This window comes from Vibrio sp. YQ_11, assembly GCF_043103065.1.
In the GTDB taxonomy this organism is placed as follows: domain Bacteria; phylum Pseudomonadota; class Gammaproteobacteria; order Enterobacterales; family Vibrionaceae; genus Vibrio; species Vibrio parahaemolyticus.
In genome coordinates, this window is record NZ_JBICJM010000009.1 from 275929 (window position 1) to 290533 (window position 14605).

13 protein-coding genes are annotated in these 14605 nt (G+C 45.6%); 6 read left to right on the forward strand and 7 right to left on the reverse strand.

Annotation, left to right across the window (positions count from 1 at the left end):
- Positions 1-77: 77 nt before the first annotated feature.
- From pcnB to panC, 4 genes are read left to right on the forward strand one after another with little or no spacing between them, the layout of a single operon-like run.
- Positions 78-1445 carry a polynucleotide adenylyltransferase PcnB gene (gene pcnB, locus ACF8EG_RS06980; RefSeq protein WP_015297242.1) on the forward strand — a complete coding sequence of 456 codons (1368 nt, stop codon included), beginning with the start codon at positions 78-80 and terminating at the stop codon, positions 1443-1445.
- On the forward strand, positions 1442-1927 hold the full coding sequence (gene folK / locus ACF8EG_RS06985) for a 2-amino-4-hydroxy-6-hydroxymethyldihydropteridine diphosphokinase (protein ID WP_005494002.1): 486 nt from the start codon (positions 1442-1444) through the stop codon (positions 1925-1927). Before pcnB ends, folK begins: the two co-directional genes overlap by 4 nt.
- Positions 1928-1951: 24 nt before the next feature.
- Positions 1952-2746, forward strand: coding sequence for a 3-methyl-2-oxobutanoate hydroxymethyltransferase (gene panB / locus ACF8EG_RS06990; protein ID WP_069507399.1), 795 nt, complete (start codon positions 1952-1954; stop codon positions 2744-2746).
- A gap of 11 nt (positions 2747-2757) precedes the next feature.
- A complete protein-coding gene (gene panC, locus ACF8EG_RS06995; protein WP_020835401.1) occupies positions 2758-3663 on the forward strand; it encodes a pantoate--beta-alanine ligase in 906 nt (301 codons plus the stop codon).
- A gap of 51 nt (positions 3664-3714) precedes the next feature.
- Here panC and ACF8EG_RS07000 read toward each other — a convergent pair whose 3' ends face one another.
- The 4 genes from ACF8EG_RS07000 to ACF8EG_RS07015 all read right to left on the reverse strand — a co-directional run bounded on the left by ACF8EG_RS07000 (position 3715) and on the right by ACF8EG_RS07015 (position 8383).
- Positions 3715-4644, reverse strand: coding sequence for a Kdo(2)-lipid IV(A) acyltransferase (locus ACF8EG_RS07000; protein ID WP_020841254.1), 930 nt, complete (start codon positions 4642-4644; stop codon positions 3715-3717).
- 127 nt (positions 4645-4771) lie between these two features.
- The gene (locus ACF8EG_RS07005) at positions 4772-5542 is read right to left on the reverse strand and encodes an ABC transporter permease (protein WP_005479696.1); all 771 of its coding nucleotides are present in this window, start codon (positions 5540-5542) and stop codon (positions 4772-4774) included.
- Positions 5543-6460 (reverse strand): ABC transporter ATP-binding protein, encoded by a 918-nt coding sequence (locus ACF8EG_RS07010; RefSeq protein ID WP_062889710.1) that lies wholly within the window; start codon positions 6458-6460, stop codon positions 5543-5545. It lies immediately after the preceding gene.
- A gap of 252 nt (positions 6461-6712) precedes the next feature.
- Positions 6713-8383 carry a SulP family inorganic anion transporter gene (locus tag ACF8EG_RS07015; protein WP_005493993.1) on the reverse strand — a complete coding sequence of 557 codons (1671 nt, stop codon included), beginning with the start codon at positions 8381-8383 and terminating at the stop codon, positions 6713-6715.
- A gap of 283 nt (positions 8384-8666) precedes the next feature.
- Between ACF8EG_RS07015 and can the strand changes: the two genes are divergently transcribed.
- Positions 8667-9335: a carbonate dehydratase gene (gene can, locus ACF8EG_RS07020; protein ID WP_005462578.1), complete on the forward strand. Its 669-nt coding sequence runs from the start codon at positions 8667-8669 to the stop codon at positions 9333-9335.
- 74 nt (positions 9336-9409) lie between these two features.
- Here can and hpt read toward each other — a convergent pair whose 3' ends face one another.
- The gene (gene hpt / locus ACF8EG_RS07025) at positions 9410-9940 is read right to left on the reverse strand and encodes a hypoxanthine phosphoribosyltransferase (protein WP_005479701.1); all 531 of its coding nucleotides are present in this window, start codon (positions 9938-9940) and stop codon (positions 9410-9412) included.
- A gap of 318 nt (positions 9941-10258) precedes the next feature.
- Between hpt and opaR the strand changes: the two genes are divergently transcribed.
- Complete coding sequence (gene opaR / locus ACF8EG_RS07030; RefSeq protein ID WP_005479697.1) at positions 10259-10873, forward strand: transcriptional regulator OpaR; 615 nt, start codon at positions 10259-10261, stop codon at positions 10871-10873.
- Positions 10874-11000: 127 nt separating this feature from the next.
- On the opposite strand, the gene lpdA is transcribed toward opaR, so the two are convergent.
- Both lpdA and aceF read right to left on the reverse strand, forming a co-directional pair.
- Positions 11001-12428: a dihydrolipoyl dehydrogenase gene (gene lpdA / locus ACF8EG_RS07035; protein ID WP_005479684.1), complete on the reverse strand. Its 1428-nt coding sequence runs from the start codon at positions 12426-12428 to the stop codon at positions 11001-11003.
- A 268-nt stretch (positions 12429-12696) separates the two neighbouring features.
- Positions 12697-14586, reverse strand: a complete 1890-nt coding sequence (gene aceF, locus ACF8EG_RS07040; RefSeq protein ID WP_069507400.1) for a pyruvate dehydrogenase complex dihydrolipoyllysine-residue acetyltransferase — start codon at positions 14584-14586, stop codon at positions 12697-12699.
- Positions 14587-14605 lie beyond the last annotated feature (19 nt).

The window sequence follows — 14605 nt, forward strand, 5'->3', positions numbered from 1 at the left end:
TCATTAGCCGCAAAATCAGCCCTAGAGGCGCAGATAACTAACCAAAGCAAGATTGGATTAAACCCAGTTATTGCCAGATGCACATGAATACAAACGACTATACACCAAGCGAACCTGCCACAGTTCCAGAGCTCGCTCTCAATGTAATAACTCGTGAAGAGCACAACATTTCGCGTAAGCAGATCAGTGACAACGCACTGAAAGTGCTGTACCGACTAAACGGTGCTGGTTTCGATGCTTTTCTTGTGGGTGGCGGGGTTCGAGACTTACTGCTTGGACAAAAACCGAAAGACTTTGATATTGCGACCAACGCAACGCCAGAACAGATCAAGCAGCTATTTAGAAACTGCCGCTTGATTGGCCGACGCTTCCGTCTGGCACACATTATGTTTGGCCGAGACATCATCGAAGTGGCGACATTCCGCGGTCACCATCAAGAGCAAAAGAACAAAAACATCTCTCAGCAATCCAAAGAAGGTATGCTGCTACGCGATAACGTGTACGGCACCATTGATGAAGACGCTGAGCGCCGTGACTTTACGATCAACTCGATGTACTACAACATCGCTGATTACTCGATCCACGACTACGCGCGCGGTATCGAAGATTTAGAAGATCGTCTGATTCGTCTGATTGGCGATCCAGAAACACGCTACCGTGAAGACCCAGTGCGCATGCTGCGTGCAGTTCGCTTTGCCGTGAAACTGGACTTTGATATTGAAGAAGACACAGCTGCACCAATCGAAGAGATGGCGCCGCTACTGCGTGAAATTCCTTCCGCTCGTCTTTTCGAAGAGTCACTCAAACTCTTGCAGTCAGGCCATGGTCTAGAGACATACCACCTGCTACGTGAATACAACTTATTCCAACAGCTGTTCCCAGCCATTTCGGAGCACTTCACAGAAGACTACTCGTCGCATACTGAACAAATGCTCGATCTTGTGTTGGATTCCACTGACATGCGTATTGAAGATGGCAAGCGCATTAACCCAGCATTTATGTTTGCTGCAATGCTGTGGTACCCGCTGTGTGCACTAGCAGACAAACTCATGGATCAGCATAACTTGTGTCATTACGACGCGATCATGGAAGCGAGCAACATCATTCTTGATGATCAAGTTCGCACCATCGCAATTCCACGTCGCCATACTGCGACCATCCGTGAGATTTGGCAGCTGCAATTGCGCCTTCCACGACGTAATGGCAAACGTGCGTTCCGCCTAATGGAACTCAACAAATTTAGAGCTGGCTTTGATTTTCTTGAAATGCGCGGTGAAATTGAGGGTGGCGACACTCTGAAGCTTGCTAAGTGGTGGGAAACTTTCCAAAATGCAGGCCGAGAAATGCGCCAAGCGATGGCCGCAGACCTAGATGGTCAAGCACCAAAATCGGGCCAACGTCGCCGCAAAACCTTTCGCAAGAAAAAGAGTAAGCCGAAATCATGATCACAGCGTACATTGCGGTAGGCAGTAACTTGGCTGATCCTGTCAGCCAAGCTCAGCAAGCGATTGAGGCTCTAAAAACATTACCAAACTCTGAGTTTGTACAAGCGTCTTCGCTATACAGCAGCACGCCTATGGGGCCACAAAATCAGCCGGATTACATCAATGCGGTTGTGGCGATCAAAACAAATTTGACGCCTCTTGAGCTACTTGATTGCACCCAAGCAATTGAGCAAGAGCAAGGGCGTGTCCGAAAAGACGAACGTTGGGGACCAAGAACCTTGGATCTTGATATCGTTCTTTACGGCAATGAGGTGATTAATTCCGAAAGACTTATTGTTCCTCATTACGGAATGCGAGAGCGCGAATTCGTACTCTACCCTCTTGCGGAAATTGCACCAAGTTTACAACTCCCTGATGGGACCGAGGTCTCTGAACTACTGGAACAAGTAGATAGAAACGGCCTCAGAATTTGGCAGTCATAGCCAGCTCCTAGTAAGGATAAAACAATGAAAAAGATGACCATCAACGACCTTATCAAGTGGAAGCAAGAAGGTCGTAAATTTGCTACTTCAACCGCTTACGATGCGAGCTTTGCACAACTTTTTGAAAGCCAAGAAATGCCCGTTCTTTTAGTTGGTGATTCACTTGGTATGGTATTGCAAGGTGAAAACGATACGCTACCAGTAACGGTAGACGACATCGTGTACCACACTCGCTGTGTACGTGCTGGCAGCCCGAATTGCTTACTAATGGCCGATATGCCATTCATGAGCTACGCAACACCAGAGCAAGCGTGTGAGAACGCAGCAAAATTGATGCGCGCAGGCGCAAACATGGTAAAAATCGAAGGTGGCGACTGGCTAGTTGATACCGTTAAGATGCTTACTGAACGCGCGGTGCCAGTCTGTGCTCACCTTGGTTTAACCCCTCAGTCTGTTAACATTTTTGGTGGTTACAAAATCCAAGGTCGCGATCAAGAAAAAGCGGATCGCATAGTAAAAGATGCGTTAGCGCTACAAGAAGCAGGCGCTCAAATCGTCCTACTAGAATGTGTGCCTGCAGAACTGGCAGAACGCATTACTAAAGTACTCGACGTACCAGTTATCGGTATCGGTGCGGGTAACGTAACGGATGGTCAGATTCTTGTAATGCATGATATGTTCGGCATCTCTGCCAACTACATGCCTAAATTCTCCAAAAACTTCCTTGCTGAAACAGGTGATATGCGCAAAGCCGTTGCAAAATATATTGAAGATGTAGCAAACGGTGTATTCCCAGACGACGCTCATACCATTGCCTAGAGGATAAAAGCATGCAAACTTTTGCGGAAATCTCAGCAGTTCGTGAACACCTTAAAACCTTTAAACGTGAAGGTCGTAAAATTGCCTTCGTCCCTACAATGGGCAACCTTCACGAAGGTCACTTAACTTTAGTGCGTAAAGCACGCGAATATGCTGATATCGTTGTCGTAAGCATCTTTGTAAACCCGATGCAATTTGATCGTGCAGACGATTTAAATAACTACCCACGTACGCTTGAAGAAGACTTAAGCAAGTTGACGGCAGAAGGCGTCGATGTGGTATTCACGCCAACTCCAGAAATCATCTACCCAGAAGGTCTGGATAAGCAAACCTTCGTCGATGTTCCTGGCCTCTCAACGATTCTAGAAGGCGCGTCTCGCCCAGGTCACTTCCGTGGCGTGACGACCATTGTGAATAAGCTATTTAACATCGTACAACCGGATGTAGCATGCTTCGGCGAGAAGGACTTCCAACAACTTGCAGTTATCCGCAAGATGGTTGATGACCTAGCAATGGATATTGAAATCATTGGTGTACCAACCGTACGAGAGATGGACGGTTTAGCAATGAGTTCACGCAATGGCCTGCTGACACTGGATGAACGTCAACGTGCGCCAGTACTTGCTCGTACAATGCGTTGGATCAGCAGTGCCATTCGTGGTGGCCGCGATGATTACGCATCCATCATTGAAGATGCAAATGATCAGCTACGCGCTGCCGGTCTTCATCCTGATGAGATCTTCATTCGTGATGCTCGTACTCTGCAAGTGATCACACCAGAAACGACACAAGCTGTCATTCTGATGTCGGCATTCTTAGGTCAAGCTCGTCTTATCGACAACCAAACTGTTGATATGGTTGTGGAATCGAAAGATGAAGCAGAATCTAATGATGGTACCGCAGCAAACGCTGAATAAGTCAAACGCTCAAAAGAAAAAGGTCGACCTTGTGTCGACCTTTTTTATGTTCTACGTATAGACGCAATCAAATCCTTCAGGACGTGTTTTAAACCGTTTGTGCAACCACATCCACGCAGGAATGTCGCGTCTTATCATTTTTTCGAGTTCTTGGTTCAAGATACTTGCCGCTTTCATCGCATTACGCCTTTCAAAATACTCACTGAGATCCTTCCCAATATACAACGTGTAGTGATGACTCCTGCTCACTGTGACACCTGATATGACCGCGCAATTTGTTGCGTCAATAAGCACGCTAGCCCCCACAGTGCTCGCAGCTTGTTCAACGGCAAAGAACGGTGCAAAAACAGAATGGCTGGCACCATAATCATGATCAGGTAAATACCAAAGTCGATGGCCATTTTTCAGAACTTTGAGCATTGATTTAACGTCTTTTCGATCAATCATTTGATGCCCAAAACGAGTTCGGCCTCGATGTTGAATAAATTCATAAGCAGGGTTTGAGTTTGGTCGATAAACACCATAGCCTTTGGCAAATTGGCTGAAAATACGAGCGGTTATTTCCAAGTTCAAATGGTGACTACACACCACTAATACACCGCGACCGTTCTTTTCCTCTGTGAGCAGACGATCTTTGCCAACAATAGAAGTTATGCGATTAATTCGCCAGTCTGGCCAAAACCAAGCGATACCAGTTTCGATGAGCGCCATTCCCGTGTATTGAAAGTTTTTTCGTACCACATCCTTGCATTGCCAATCTGTGTAATCAGGAAAACATAGCTGAAGATTACGCAAAGCGATCTTGTATCGGCGCTTCATTAAATGCATCGCAACGCAACCGATGCTTCTACCTAAGATTCGTAAAACCACATATGGCAGTACATTAACAATGATTGCTAGAGCTCCAAATGCCAGCCAAACAGACCAATATTTGGGCTTAAGTAACTGATAGGAAAAAAGCGGCGGCGGGACAATATTCATAGGATCACTCATTTATTACAAATGATTGAAACCTATCATGATAAAAACCGGAAGATTGTATGGGTATGTATTGTTGTGCATGCAAAAGAGCAGCGTAAATCGCTGCTCTTTTCTTTATGAGCATGGCTTAGCTTCGTAGCCCAATCCCTTTTGTTACCAAGTAGTGGGCAATGGCGTATAGCACCACAACAAACACACCCAGTACACTAAATGAAGTCACGATACCGACATCCGATACGCCTAAAAATCCGTAACGGAATGCATTCACCATGTAAACAATTGGGTTGATTTTCGATACACCTTGCCAAAACTCAGGCAACAGGCTAATCGAATAAAACACACCGCCAAGATAGGTAAGCGGCGTTAATACAAACGTAGGAATGATTGAGATGTCATCAAACGTCTTTGCGTAAACCGCATTGATCAATCCACCAAGAGCAAACACCACCGACGTCATAAATACCGTCGCCACAATGATGCCCCAGTGCTCAACCTGTAGATCTACAAACAGCAGCGACACGCACGTCACAATAGCACCAACCAGCAAGCCACGGGTTACACCCCCCATGACATAACCTGCGATGATGACGTAGTTTGGCACAGGTGCAACCAACAACTCTTCGATGTTCTTTTGCAGTTTTGCACTAAAGAATGAAGATGCGACATTTGAATACGAGTTGGTGATCACCGACATCATGATCAAACCCGGCACGATGTATTCCATGTAGCTAAATCCGCTCATTTCACCAATTCGAGAACCGATCAGATTACCGAAGATGATGAAGTACAGCGTCATCGTAATCGCTGGTGGTACCAAAGTTTGTACCCAAATACGCGAGAAGCGCGTCACCTCTTTACCCAGCAAACTACGAAATGCCGTCCAATACAGTTGGTACATTTACTTGCTCCCCTCTCTGACAATGCTGACAAACAGTTCTTCTAATCGGTTGGCTTTATTGCGCATCGACAGCACTTTCACGCCATGTTCCGTTAATTGAGCAAACACCGCATTGAGACCTTGGCTTTTATCTAACTCAATTTCTAATGAGCCATCGATTAAGCTTTGACGATTGACACCATTCAACTCAGGCACTTCGCCGTCAGTCTCGATATCTAGAATAAAGGTTTCTACGCTGAGCTTGCTGAGCAACGCTTTCATGGTTGTGTTTTCAATCAACTCGCCGCGATTGATAATGCCTATGTTGCGACACAGCATTTCCGCTTCTTCTAAATAGTGCGTAGTAAGAATGATAGTGATCCCTTGCTGCTGATTGATTTCTTTGAGGAAATCCCACATTGAACGACGCAGCTCAATGTCCACCCCTGCCGTCGGCTCATCCAAAATCAGCAGTTTTGGCTCGTGCATGAGCGCGCGAGCAATCATCAAGCGACGCTTCATACCACCCGATAAGTTACGAGCGCGCTCTTTGCGCTTCTCCCATAAATCGAGCTTCTTCAGGTATTTTTCGGCTCGCTCTTTTGCCAGAATTTTAGAAACACCATAGTAACCCGCTTGTTGAATGACGATCTGCTCAACCGTTTCAAATTGGTTGAAGTTGAATTCTTGAGGCACTAAACCAAGGTTTTGCTTGGCAAGTTCTAAATCAGTATCAATGTCATAACCAAAAACTTTTGCCACTCCAGAGGTCTTATTAACCAAAGAAGAGATGATGCCGATCGTGGTTGATTTTCCTGCACCGTTAGGTCCAAGAAGCGCGTAAAAGTCACCTTTTTTAACTTGTAGACTGATGCCTTTTAACGCTTCAAAGCCGCCCACATACGTTTTACGTAATTGTTCAATTTCTAATGCGTACATAGCGTAATGATTGCCATCTGTTAGTGAATTGGGATGACCAGTTCCAAGATAAGCATCACCTGAAGCTTAGTAGGAAGCTGGAGAAAGTTTCATTAGTTTATCGTCGAATAACGATGATTACAATTAAACCTTTCGACAATATTGGAAATATCAACCTTGTAATCTTCAAGGCTTTCAATTGAGGGGGTTAAGGGGAAACAAAAAAAGCGCCGCTAAACAGACTGAGCAGCGCTTTCATACAGAGCGTAAAAATTAAGCTGTCATTCGCTGGTAGTGATCCGATTCTACATGCGCGACCGCCGCATTCAGGGCCTCGTAGCGGAACTGATACATATTGTTATCCGGCACTAGGTCGATGACATGAAACTTCTCGAGTTGCTCGCGAGTACGCTGATTCGGACACAACAAGTACACTTCACAGCGAGCATCTAACGCGTCTTTAATGGCGTTTTCGAGAGCTAAGCCCACCGTAACATCCAGCATAGGAACATCGGTCAAATCCAAGATCATCACGTCGTAATCAGAAATACTGGTGTGTTGACGAGAAATAGCCTTAGACACACTGAAAATCATCGGGCCAGAGAGATAGAAGAACAACACTCGCCCATTGGCGCGATCTAACAATCCTCGTTCACTGTCCGTCAGTGGCACATCATCTTCATCGGCATCACTGATGGCTTTTACCTGACGAGCTTGCTCGCGACTCAAGCGCTCAATAATCATGATGTTTGAAACAAACACCCCCAAACCAACGGCCACAATGAGATCAACGAACACTGTCAGTAGCATCACGCCATACATGATCGCCATGCCAGAAAAACTGACCTTATGCGCGCGCTGAATAAAGCTCCAGTCTAAGATGTTAAAGCCAACGTACACCGCGATGCCTGCTAGCACAGCCATTGGGATAGGTTCGGTTAATCCACCAGCCACCAAAACAACCAGAGCCAATACTAAGGCTCGCACCACACCAGATAATGGAGAGCGAGCGCCAACTTGGATGTTTGTCACCGTGCCCATCGTCGCACCCGCTCCTGGAAGTGCGCCGAATAAACCTGAAATCATGTTCGCTAAGCCCTGACCACGAAGCTCTTTGTCGGAATCGTGCTCTTTTCGGGTAAGTGAGTCACCGATAACCGCAGTTAACAAGGTATCAATACAACCGAGCGTACCTAACACCAATGCATCGATGACCATTTCAACGAACATATCGGGGTCGATATGTGGCGCGACCAAAGATGGCAGGCCAGCCGGAATTTCCCCGATACGGCGGATATCTTCCGTATCAAACAACATCACCGACAATAAGGTCACTGCAACCAGTGCAACCAATTGGGCGGGTACATATTTGCGATACTTCTTTGGGAAAAAGAACAGAATGCCTAATGTCAGCAAGCCAAGGAAAAGCTCGTTAAATTTTAGATTAGAAATGGTTTCAGGCAGCGCAGATAATGTTCCTAGCACTCCTCCCGTAGGCGCAGCGTGCCCCAGGAGTGGCGACAATTGAAGAATGATAAGTATGACACCAATACCCGACATAAAGCCGGAGATCACGCTGTAAGGCATTAAGGTAACGTATTTACCCATCTTCAGCGTTCCAAGCAAGATCTGAAATGCACCCGCCATCATGACAACAGTAAACGTCATCGCCATACCTGTTTCAGGGTACTTCGCCATCATACTGGTCAATACGGCTGTCATGATCACCGTCATCGGCCCCGTGGGTTCTGAGATAAGTGTATTTGAGCCACCAAATAAGGAGGCAAACAAGCCCACCATGATGGCGCCCCAAAGGCCAGCTTCTGCACCCGCCCCCGAAGCAACCCCGAACGCCAACGCCAAAGGGAGAGAAATAATGGCCGTGGTCACCCCGCCAAATATATCCCCTTTGAAATTGATATCTTTAAAACGACTACCGAACACCGTTTAGCTCCCTGCATTAATTTCAAAATTAAATAAGTAAAATGTCATTACTTTAACGAGGAATGTGAAAAATTAAACCATAAATAAATTATGGCTTAATTCGTTATCTAATAAGCGGTCTGAATTGTACGAATTTATTTCCAAGAACACGTCAGATGAGTCCTGTCTGACGCATATTTAACGGGATCGAAATTGTAACATTGTGTATAGTTACAACACTGATCGCTTGATATGTTTCAATTGCGATGAGTGCTTTTGTCATTTAAGGGAAGTAGTTTGCAAGATGCCGGAAATTAAACAGTTATTTGAGAATAATTCAAAATGGTCGGAAGAAATCAAATCTGATCGTCCTGAATATTTCGCTAAGCTCGCCGAAGGCCAAAAGCCTGATTTTCTTTGGATTGGCTGCTCCGATAGTCGAGTACCCGCAGAACGATTAACCGGCCTTTACTCCGGTGAATTATTTGTTCACCGCAATGTTGCAAACCAAGTCATTCACACAGACCTCAATTGCCTTTCCGTTGTTCAATACGCCGTTGATGTACTCAAGGTGAAGCACATTATTGTGTGTGGCCACTATGGTTGCGGCGGTGTTAATGCGGCGATAGATAACCCTCAACTCGGGCTTATCAATAACTGGCTACTGCACATCAGAGATCTTTACTTCAAGCATCGTTCTTACTTAGACCAAATGCCTGTTGAAGATCGTGCCGATAAGCTTGGTGAAATTAACGTTGCAGAACAAGTTTATAACCTAGGCAATTCAACCATCATGCAAAACGCGTGGGAGCGCGGGCAAGATGTCGAAATTCATGGTGTCGTATACGGAATAGAAGATGGTCGCCTTGAATATTTAGGTATTCGCTCTAATTCTAAAGAGACCGTTGAAGCATCGTACCAGAAAGCACTGTCGACGATTTTAAACCCTGACAATAAGCTTCTGTGTCGCTAAGCCATAAAATCTGAATAAATAAAAAACGCCCATTTATATGGGCGTTTTTTTTGTATTTCGAATAGTGAACTCAATTATTCTTGAGGAACCACTTTACCGATGAATGGTAGGTGACGGTATTTTTGAGCGTAATCGATACCAACACCAACAACGAACTCGTCAGGGATCTCGAAACCAATCCAATCAACTGGCACATTTACTTCACGGCGAGATGGCTTGTCTAGTAGCGTACAAATCGCGATAGATTTCGGTTCACGTAGCGATAGGATTTCGCGAATTTTATTGAGCGTGTTACCTGTATCGATGATGTCTTCAACAAGCAAAACGTCTTTGCCTTTAATGTCATCATCCAAATCTTTCAAGATGCGTACATCGCGTGAGCTTTCCATTGTGTTGCCGTAGCTTGATGCCGTCATAAAATCAACTTGATGAGTCAGTTCAATAGCACGCGCTAGGTCGGCCATAAATACAAAAGAACCACGCAACAAGCCAACCAAAACTAGGTCTTCACTGCCTTGGTAACGCTCTGTAATTTGTTTGCCTAATTCACGAATTCGTTCCTGAACTTCTTGCTCAGAAATCATGACTTCTATTGTATGTTTCATACTGTGCTCAATTTAGTTTGTGGGTTGAGGTAGATCGCACGCAAACGATCACCTAATCTTACGGCGTGTAGTGTATCACCACGAAGAGTGGGTTGAAAGTCACATCCTTTTGCGGAAAATTCTTGGGAGCGCTGCCAAATTTTCGAAAGTTTACAGCAAAACTTATCAATAATAATGACATTACTGTCTATAAATTATCCATCAGATGTTGACCTTGTGCATATGCACCATTACACTCATCACTGCTTAAAGCAATTATTAAAATAATCAATTAGGGGGTTACCCCCAACAACAACTCAAATGGCAAGGAAAATGGATATGGACTCAATTGCAAAGAGACCTAGAACTAGGCTTTCTCCTCTTAAACGTAAGCAACAACTCATGGAAATCGCGTTAGAAGTATTTGCACGCCGTGGTATTGGCCGTGGTGGTCACGCAGATATTGCTGAAATTGCGCAAGTGTCTGTTGCAACCGTTTTTAACTACTTCCCAACTCGCGAAGATTTGGTTGATGAAGTTCTCAACCATGTTGTCCGTCAGTTCTCGAATTTCCTTTCGGATAATATCGACCTAGACATACACGCTCGTGAAAACATCGCAAACATCACCAATGCGATGATCGAGCTCGTAAGCCAAGATTGTCACTGGCTGAAAGTTTGGTTCGAGTGGAGCGCATCAACTCGTGATGAAGTTTGGCCTCTATTTGTGTCTACCAACCGCACTAACCAATTACTGGTTCAAAACATGTTCATTAAAGCGATTGAACGCGGTGAAGTGTGTGATCAACACGATTCAGAACACTTGGCAAATCTATTCCACGGTATTTGTTACTCGCTGTTCGTACAAGCAAACCGCTTCAAAGGTGAAGCCGAGTTGAAAGAGCTCGTGAGCGCTTACCTAGATATGCTTTGCATCTACAATCGCGAACACTAAAGCTCCGATTTGAATACAAACAAGCCCACCACATGGTGGGCTTTTCTATGTTTGTCCGCTTCGAACATTCAAATACAAAAAAACCGCTGAAGTTCAGCGGTTTTTATTATTCTTTCAGTAAGAGAGCTTACTTCTTCTTAACGGCTTTTTTATTTGGAAGGTCAGTGATTGAACCTTCAAATACTTCAGCAGCTAGACCCACAGACTCGTGTAGAGTTGGGTGAGCGTGGATAGTCAGAGCGATATCTTCTGCATCACAGCCCATCTCGATCGCCAGACCGATTTCGCCTAGTAGTTCACCACCGTTAGTACCAACGATAGCACCACCAATTACGCGATGAGTTTCTTTGTCGAAGATTAGCTTAGTCATACCATCTGAACAGTCAGATGCGATTGCACGACCTGATGCAGCCCATGGGAATGTCGCCACTTCGTACTTGATGCCTTCAGCTTTCGCTTCTTTCTCTGTCTTACCAACCCAAGCCACTTCTGGCTCAGTGTACGCAATTGAAGGGATAACTTTAGGGTCAAAGTAGTGCTTCTTACCAGAGATAACTTCAGCCGCTACGTGTCCTTCATGCACACCTTTGTGAGCAAGCATTGGCTGACCAACGATATCACCGATCGCGAAGATGTGAGGAACGTTAGTACGCATTTGCTTATCAACATTGATGAAGCCGCGCTCGTCGATTTCTAGACCCGCTTTTTCACCGTCGATAAGTTTGCCGTTTGGTACACGACCGATAGCAACTAGAACCGCATCGTAGCGCTCTGCTTCAGCAGGTGCTTTTTTGCCTTCCATTGAAACGTAGATACCGTCTTCTTTCGCTTCAACTGCTGTTACTTTCGTTTCTAGCATTAGCTTGAACTTGTCTTTGATACGCTTGGTGTAAACCTTAACGATATCTTTGTCTGCAGCAGGGATTACCTGGTCAAACATCTCAACAACTTCAACTTTAGAACCTAGAGAGTGGTAAACCGTACCCATTTCTAGACCGATGATACCACCACCCATGATAAGCAGTTTTTCTGGCACTTCTTTCAGTTCAAGAGCGTCAGTAGAGTCCCAAATACGTGGGTCTTCATGCGGGATAAATGGCAGTTTGATTGGACGAGAACCAGCCGCAACGATTGCGTTGTCGAAGTTAACAACGGTTGACTCGCCTTCACCTTCTACAAGGATAGAGTTAGGGCCAGTGAACTTACCGTAACCGTTTACCACTGTTACGTTACGCATCTTAGCCATGCCGCTTAGGCCGCCAGTTAGTTGGTTAACAACTTTTTCTTTCCAGATACGGATCTTGTTGATGTCTGTTTGCGGTTCGCCGAACACAACACCGTGATCAGCCATCGCTTTCGCTTCTTCAATTACTTTAGAAACGTGTAGAAGTGCTTTAGATGGGATACAACCCACGTTCAGACACACACCACCTAGAGTGCTGTAACGTTCAACAAGTACAGTTTCAAGACCTAAGTCTGCACAACGGAAGGCAGCGGAGTAACCAGCAGGACCAGAACCAAGTACAACAACTTGGGCTTTAATTTCTTTGCTCATTTTGACCTCTTGTAGTCATTATCCCTAACAGGCTGAGTGGGTATCGATTTTTTCTGTTTAAGAGTTATTCGTTTTAAACAATTATTTTCAGACCGCCAACAGTTTACAGAGATGTTAATGGTGTGAAAAGTAAATCAATTTAGCCTGTGAGCTAGACAACAATTCGATTGTGAAAACCCTGTAGAGAATAAGGGAGATAACCAAATTGTCCGGTAATTATTATTAGCAGAGGCGGCTAAATTGCCGCCTCTCATTCATCTAACTTCTATTAAAGAACTAGACGACGAATGTCAGATAGACATGAATTTAGGTAAGTGATGAAGCGCGCACCTTCAGCACCATCGATCACACGGTGGTCGTATGATAGAGACAGTGGAAGTTGTAGACGCGGTTCGAACTCTTTACCGTTCCATACAGGTTTCATTTCTGACTTAGACACACCTAGGATACCAACTTCTGGCGCGTTTACGATTGGAGTAAACGCCGTACCGCCGATACCGCCTAGGCTAGAGATAGTGAAACAGCCACCTTGCATGTCAGCAGCAGTTAGCTTGCCTGCACGTGCTTTCTTAGAAACAGCCATTAGCTCTTCAGATAGCTCGTAGATGCCTTTCTTGTTCACGTCTTTAAATACAGGAACAACTAGACCGTTTGGCGTATCTACTGCGATACCGATGTTCACGTATTTCTTCAGAATTAGGCTCTCACCGTCTTCTGATAGAGAAGAGTTGAACGCTGGGAACGCTTCAAGTGCTTTAGCAGCCGCTTTCATGATGAACACTAGTGGAGTGATCTTCATGCCAGTGTCTTTCTTCGCTTCAATCGCATTTTGCTCTTTACGGAATGCTTCAAGAGCCGTGATGTCTGCGTTATCCCACTGTGTAACGTGCGGGATCATTACCCAGTTACGGTGTAGGTTAGCACCAGAGATCTTCTTAATGCGAGATAGCGGTTGTACTTCTGTCTCACCGAACTTGCTGAAGTCCACTTTTGGCCATGGTAGTAGACCAAGAGCTGCACCGTCGCCTTTGCCAGATGCTGCTGCACCAGACTCAAGACGCTTAAGCGCTTCTTTCACGTAGTTCTGAACGTCTTCTTTCAGGATACGGCTCTTACGACCAGAACCTTTAACCTTAGAAAGGTTTACGCCGAACTCACGAGCTAGACGACGAACAACTGGAGACGCGTGAGCGTACTCATCGTTCTCTTTGAAATCGCCAGTCGCTGCTGGAGCTGCTGCCGCTGGAGCTTCTGCTTTAGGAGTTGCCGCTGCAGGTGCTGCTGCTTGAGCTGGAGCCGCTACCGGAGCAGGTGCTGCGCCCGCTACTTCGAATACCATGATTAGTGAGCCAGTAGACACTTTGTCGCCAGCTGCAATCTTGATTTCTTTAACTGTACCAGCGAATGGTGCAGGAACTTCCATAGAAGCTTTGTCGCCTTCTACAGTGATCAGAGATTGCTCTTCTTCCACTGTGTCGCCAACTGCAACCATGATTTCAGTCACTTCAACTTCGTCGCCGCCGATATCTGGAACGTTAACTTCTTTTGCCGCAGATGTTACTGGAGCTGCTGCCGCTGGTGCTTCTACTGCCGCAGGAGCTGCTGCTGGAGCGCCTGAACCTGCTACTTCGAATACCATGATTAGAGAGCCAGTCGATACTTTATCGCCTGCTGCTACTTTGATCTCTTTAAGCGTACCTGCGAATGGTGCAGGAACTTCCATAGAAGCTTTGTCGCCTTCTACAGTGATCAAAGATTGCTCTTCTTCGATGCTGTCGCCGATTGCTACCATGATTTCAGTAACTTCAACTTCGTCACCACCGATGTCTGGTACGTGAACTTCTTTCAGTTCTGCCGCTGCTGCTGGAGCTGGAGCCGCTGCTGAAGCCGCCTCTGCCGCAGGAGCAGGTGCAGCGTCTGCTGCACCTTCGGCTTCGAAAATCATGATTAGAGAACCAGTAGAAACCTTGTCGCCTTCTGCAACTTTGATTTCTTTAACGATACCCGCTTGAGAAGCAGGAACTTCCATAGAAGCTTTATCGCCTTCAACAGTGATCAGAGACTGTTCTTCTTCAACCTTGTCGCCAACGCTTACAAGAATCTCAGTAACTTCAACCTCATCCGCACCGATGTCTGGTACATTAATTTCGATTGCCATTTCTTATCTACCTTCTTAA

What these genes read in the sequence shown, in the direction of transcription:
- pcnB (WP_015297242.1), top strand. Translation starts at nt 78, where the DNA reads ATGCACATGAATACAAACGACTATACACCAAGCGAACCTGCCACAGTT.
- folK (WP_005494002.1), top strand. Translation starts at nt 1,442, where the DNA reads ATGATCACAGCGTACATTGCGGTAGGCAGTAACTTGGCTGATCCTGTC.
- panB (WP_069507399.1), top strand. Translation starts at nt 1,952, where the DNA reads ATGAAAAAGATGACCATCAACGACCTTATCAAGTGGAAGCAAGAAGGT.
- panC (WP_020835401.1), top strand. Translation starts at nt 2,758, where the DNA reads ATGCAAACTTTTGCGGAAATCTCAGCAGTTCGTGAACACCTTAAAACC.
- ACF8EG_RS07000 (WP_020841254.1), bottom strand. Translation starts at nt 4,644, where the DNA reads ATGAATATTGTCCCGCCGCCGCTTTTTTCCTATCAGTTACTTAAGCCC.
- ACF8EG_RS07005 (WP_005479696.1), bottom strand. Translation starts at nt 5,542, where the DNA reads ATGTACCAACTGTATTGGACGGCATTTCGTAGTTTGCTGGGTAAAGAG.
- ACF8EG_RS07010 (WP_062889710.1), bottom strand. Translation starts at nt 6,460, where the DNA reads ATGTACGCATTAGAAATTGAACAATTACGTAAAACGTATGTGGGCGGC.
- can (WP_005462578.1), top strand. Translation starts at nt 8,667, where the DNA reads ATGCCGGAAATTAAACAGTTATTTGAGAATAATTCAAAATGGTCGGAA.
- hpt (WP_005479701.1), bottom strand. Translation starts at nt 9,940, where the DNA reads ATGAAACATACAATAGAAGTCATGATTTCTGAGCAAGAAGTTCAGGAA.
- opaR (WP_005479697.1), top strand. Translation starts at nt 10,259, where the DNA reads ATGGACTCAATTGCAAAGAGACCTAGAACTAGGCTTTCTCCTCTTAAA.
- lpdA (WP_005479684.1), bottom strand. Translation starts at nt 12,428, where the DNA reads ATGAGCAAAGAAATTAAAGCCCAAGTTGTTGTACTTGGTTCTGGTCCT.
- aceF (WP_069507400.1), bottom strand. Translation starts at nt 14,586, where the DNA reads ATGGCAATCGAAATTAATGTACCAGACATCGGTGCGGATGAGGTTGAA.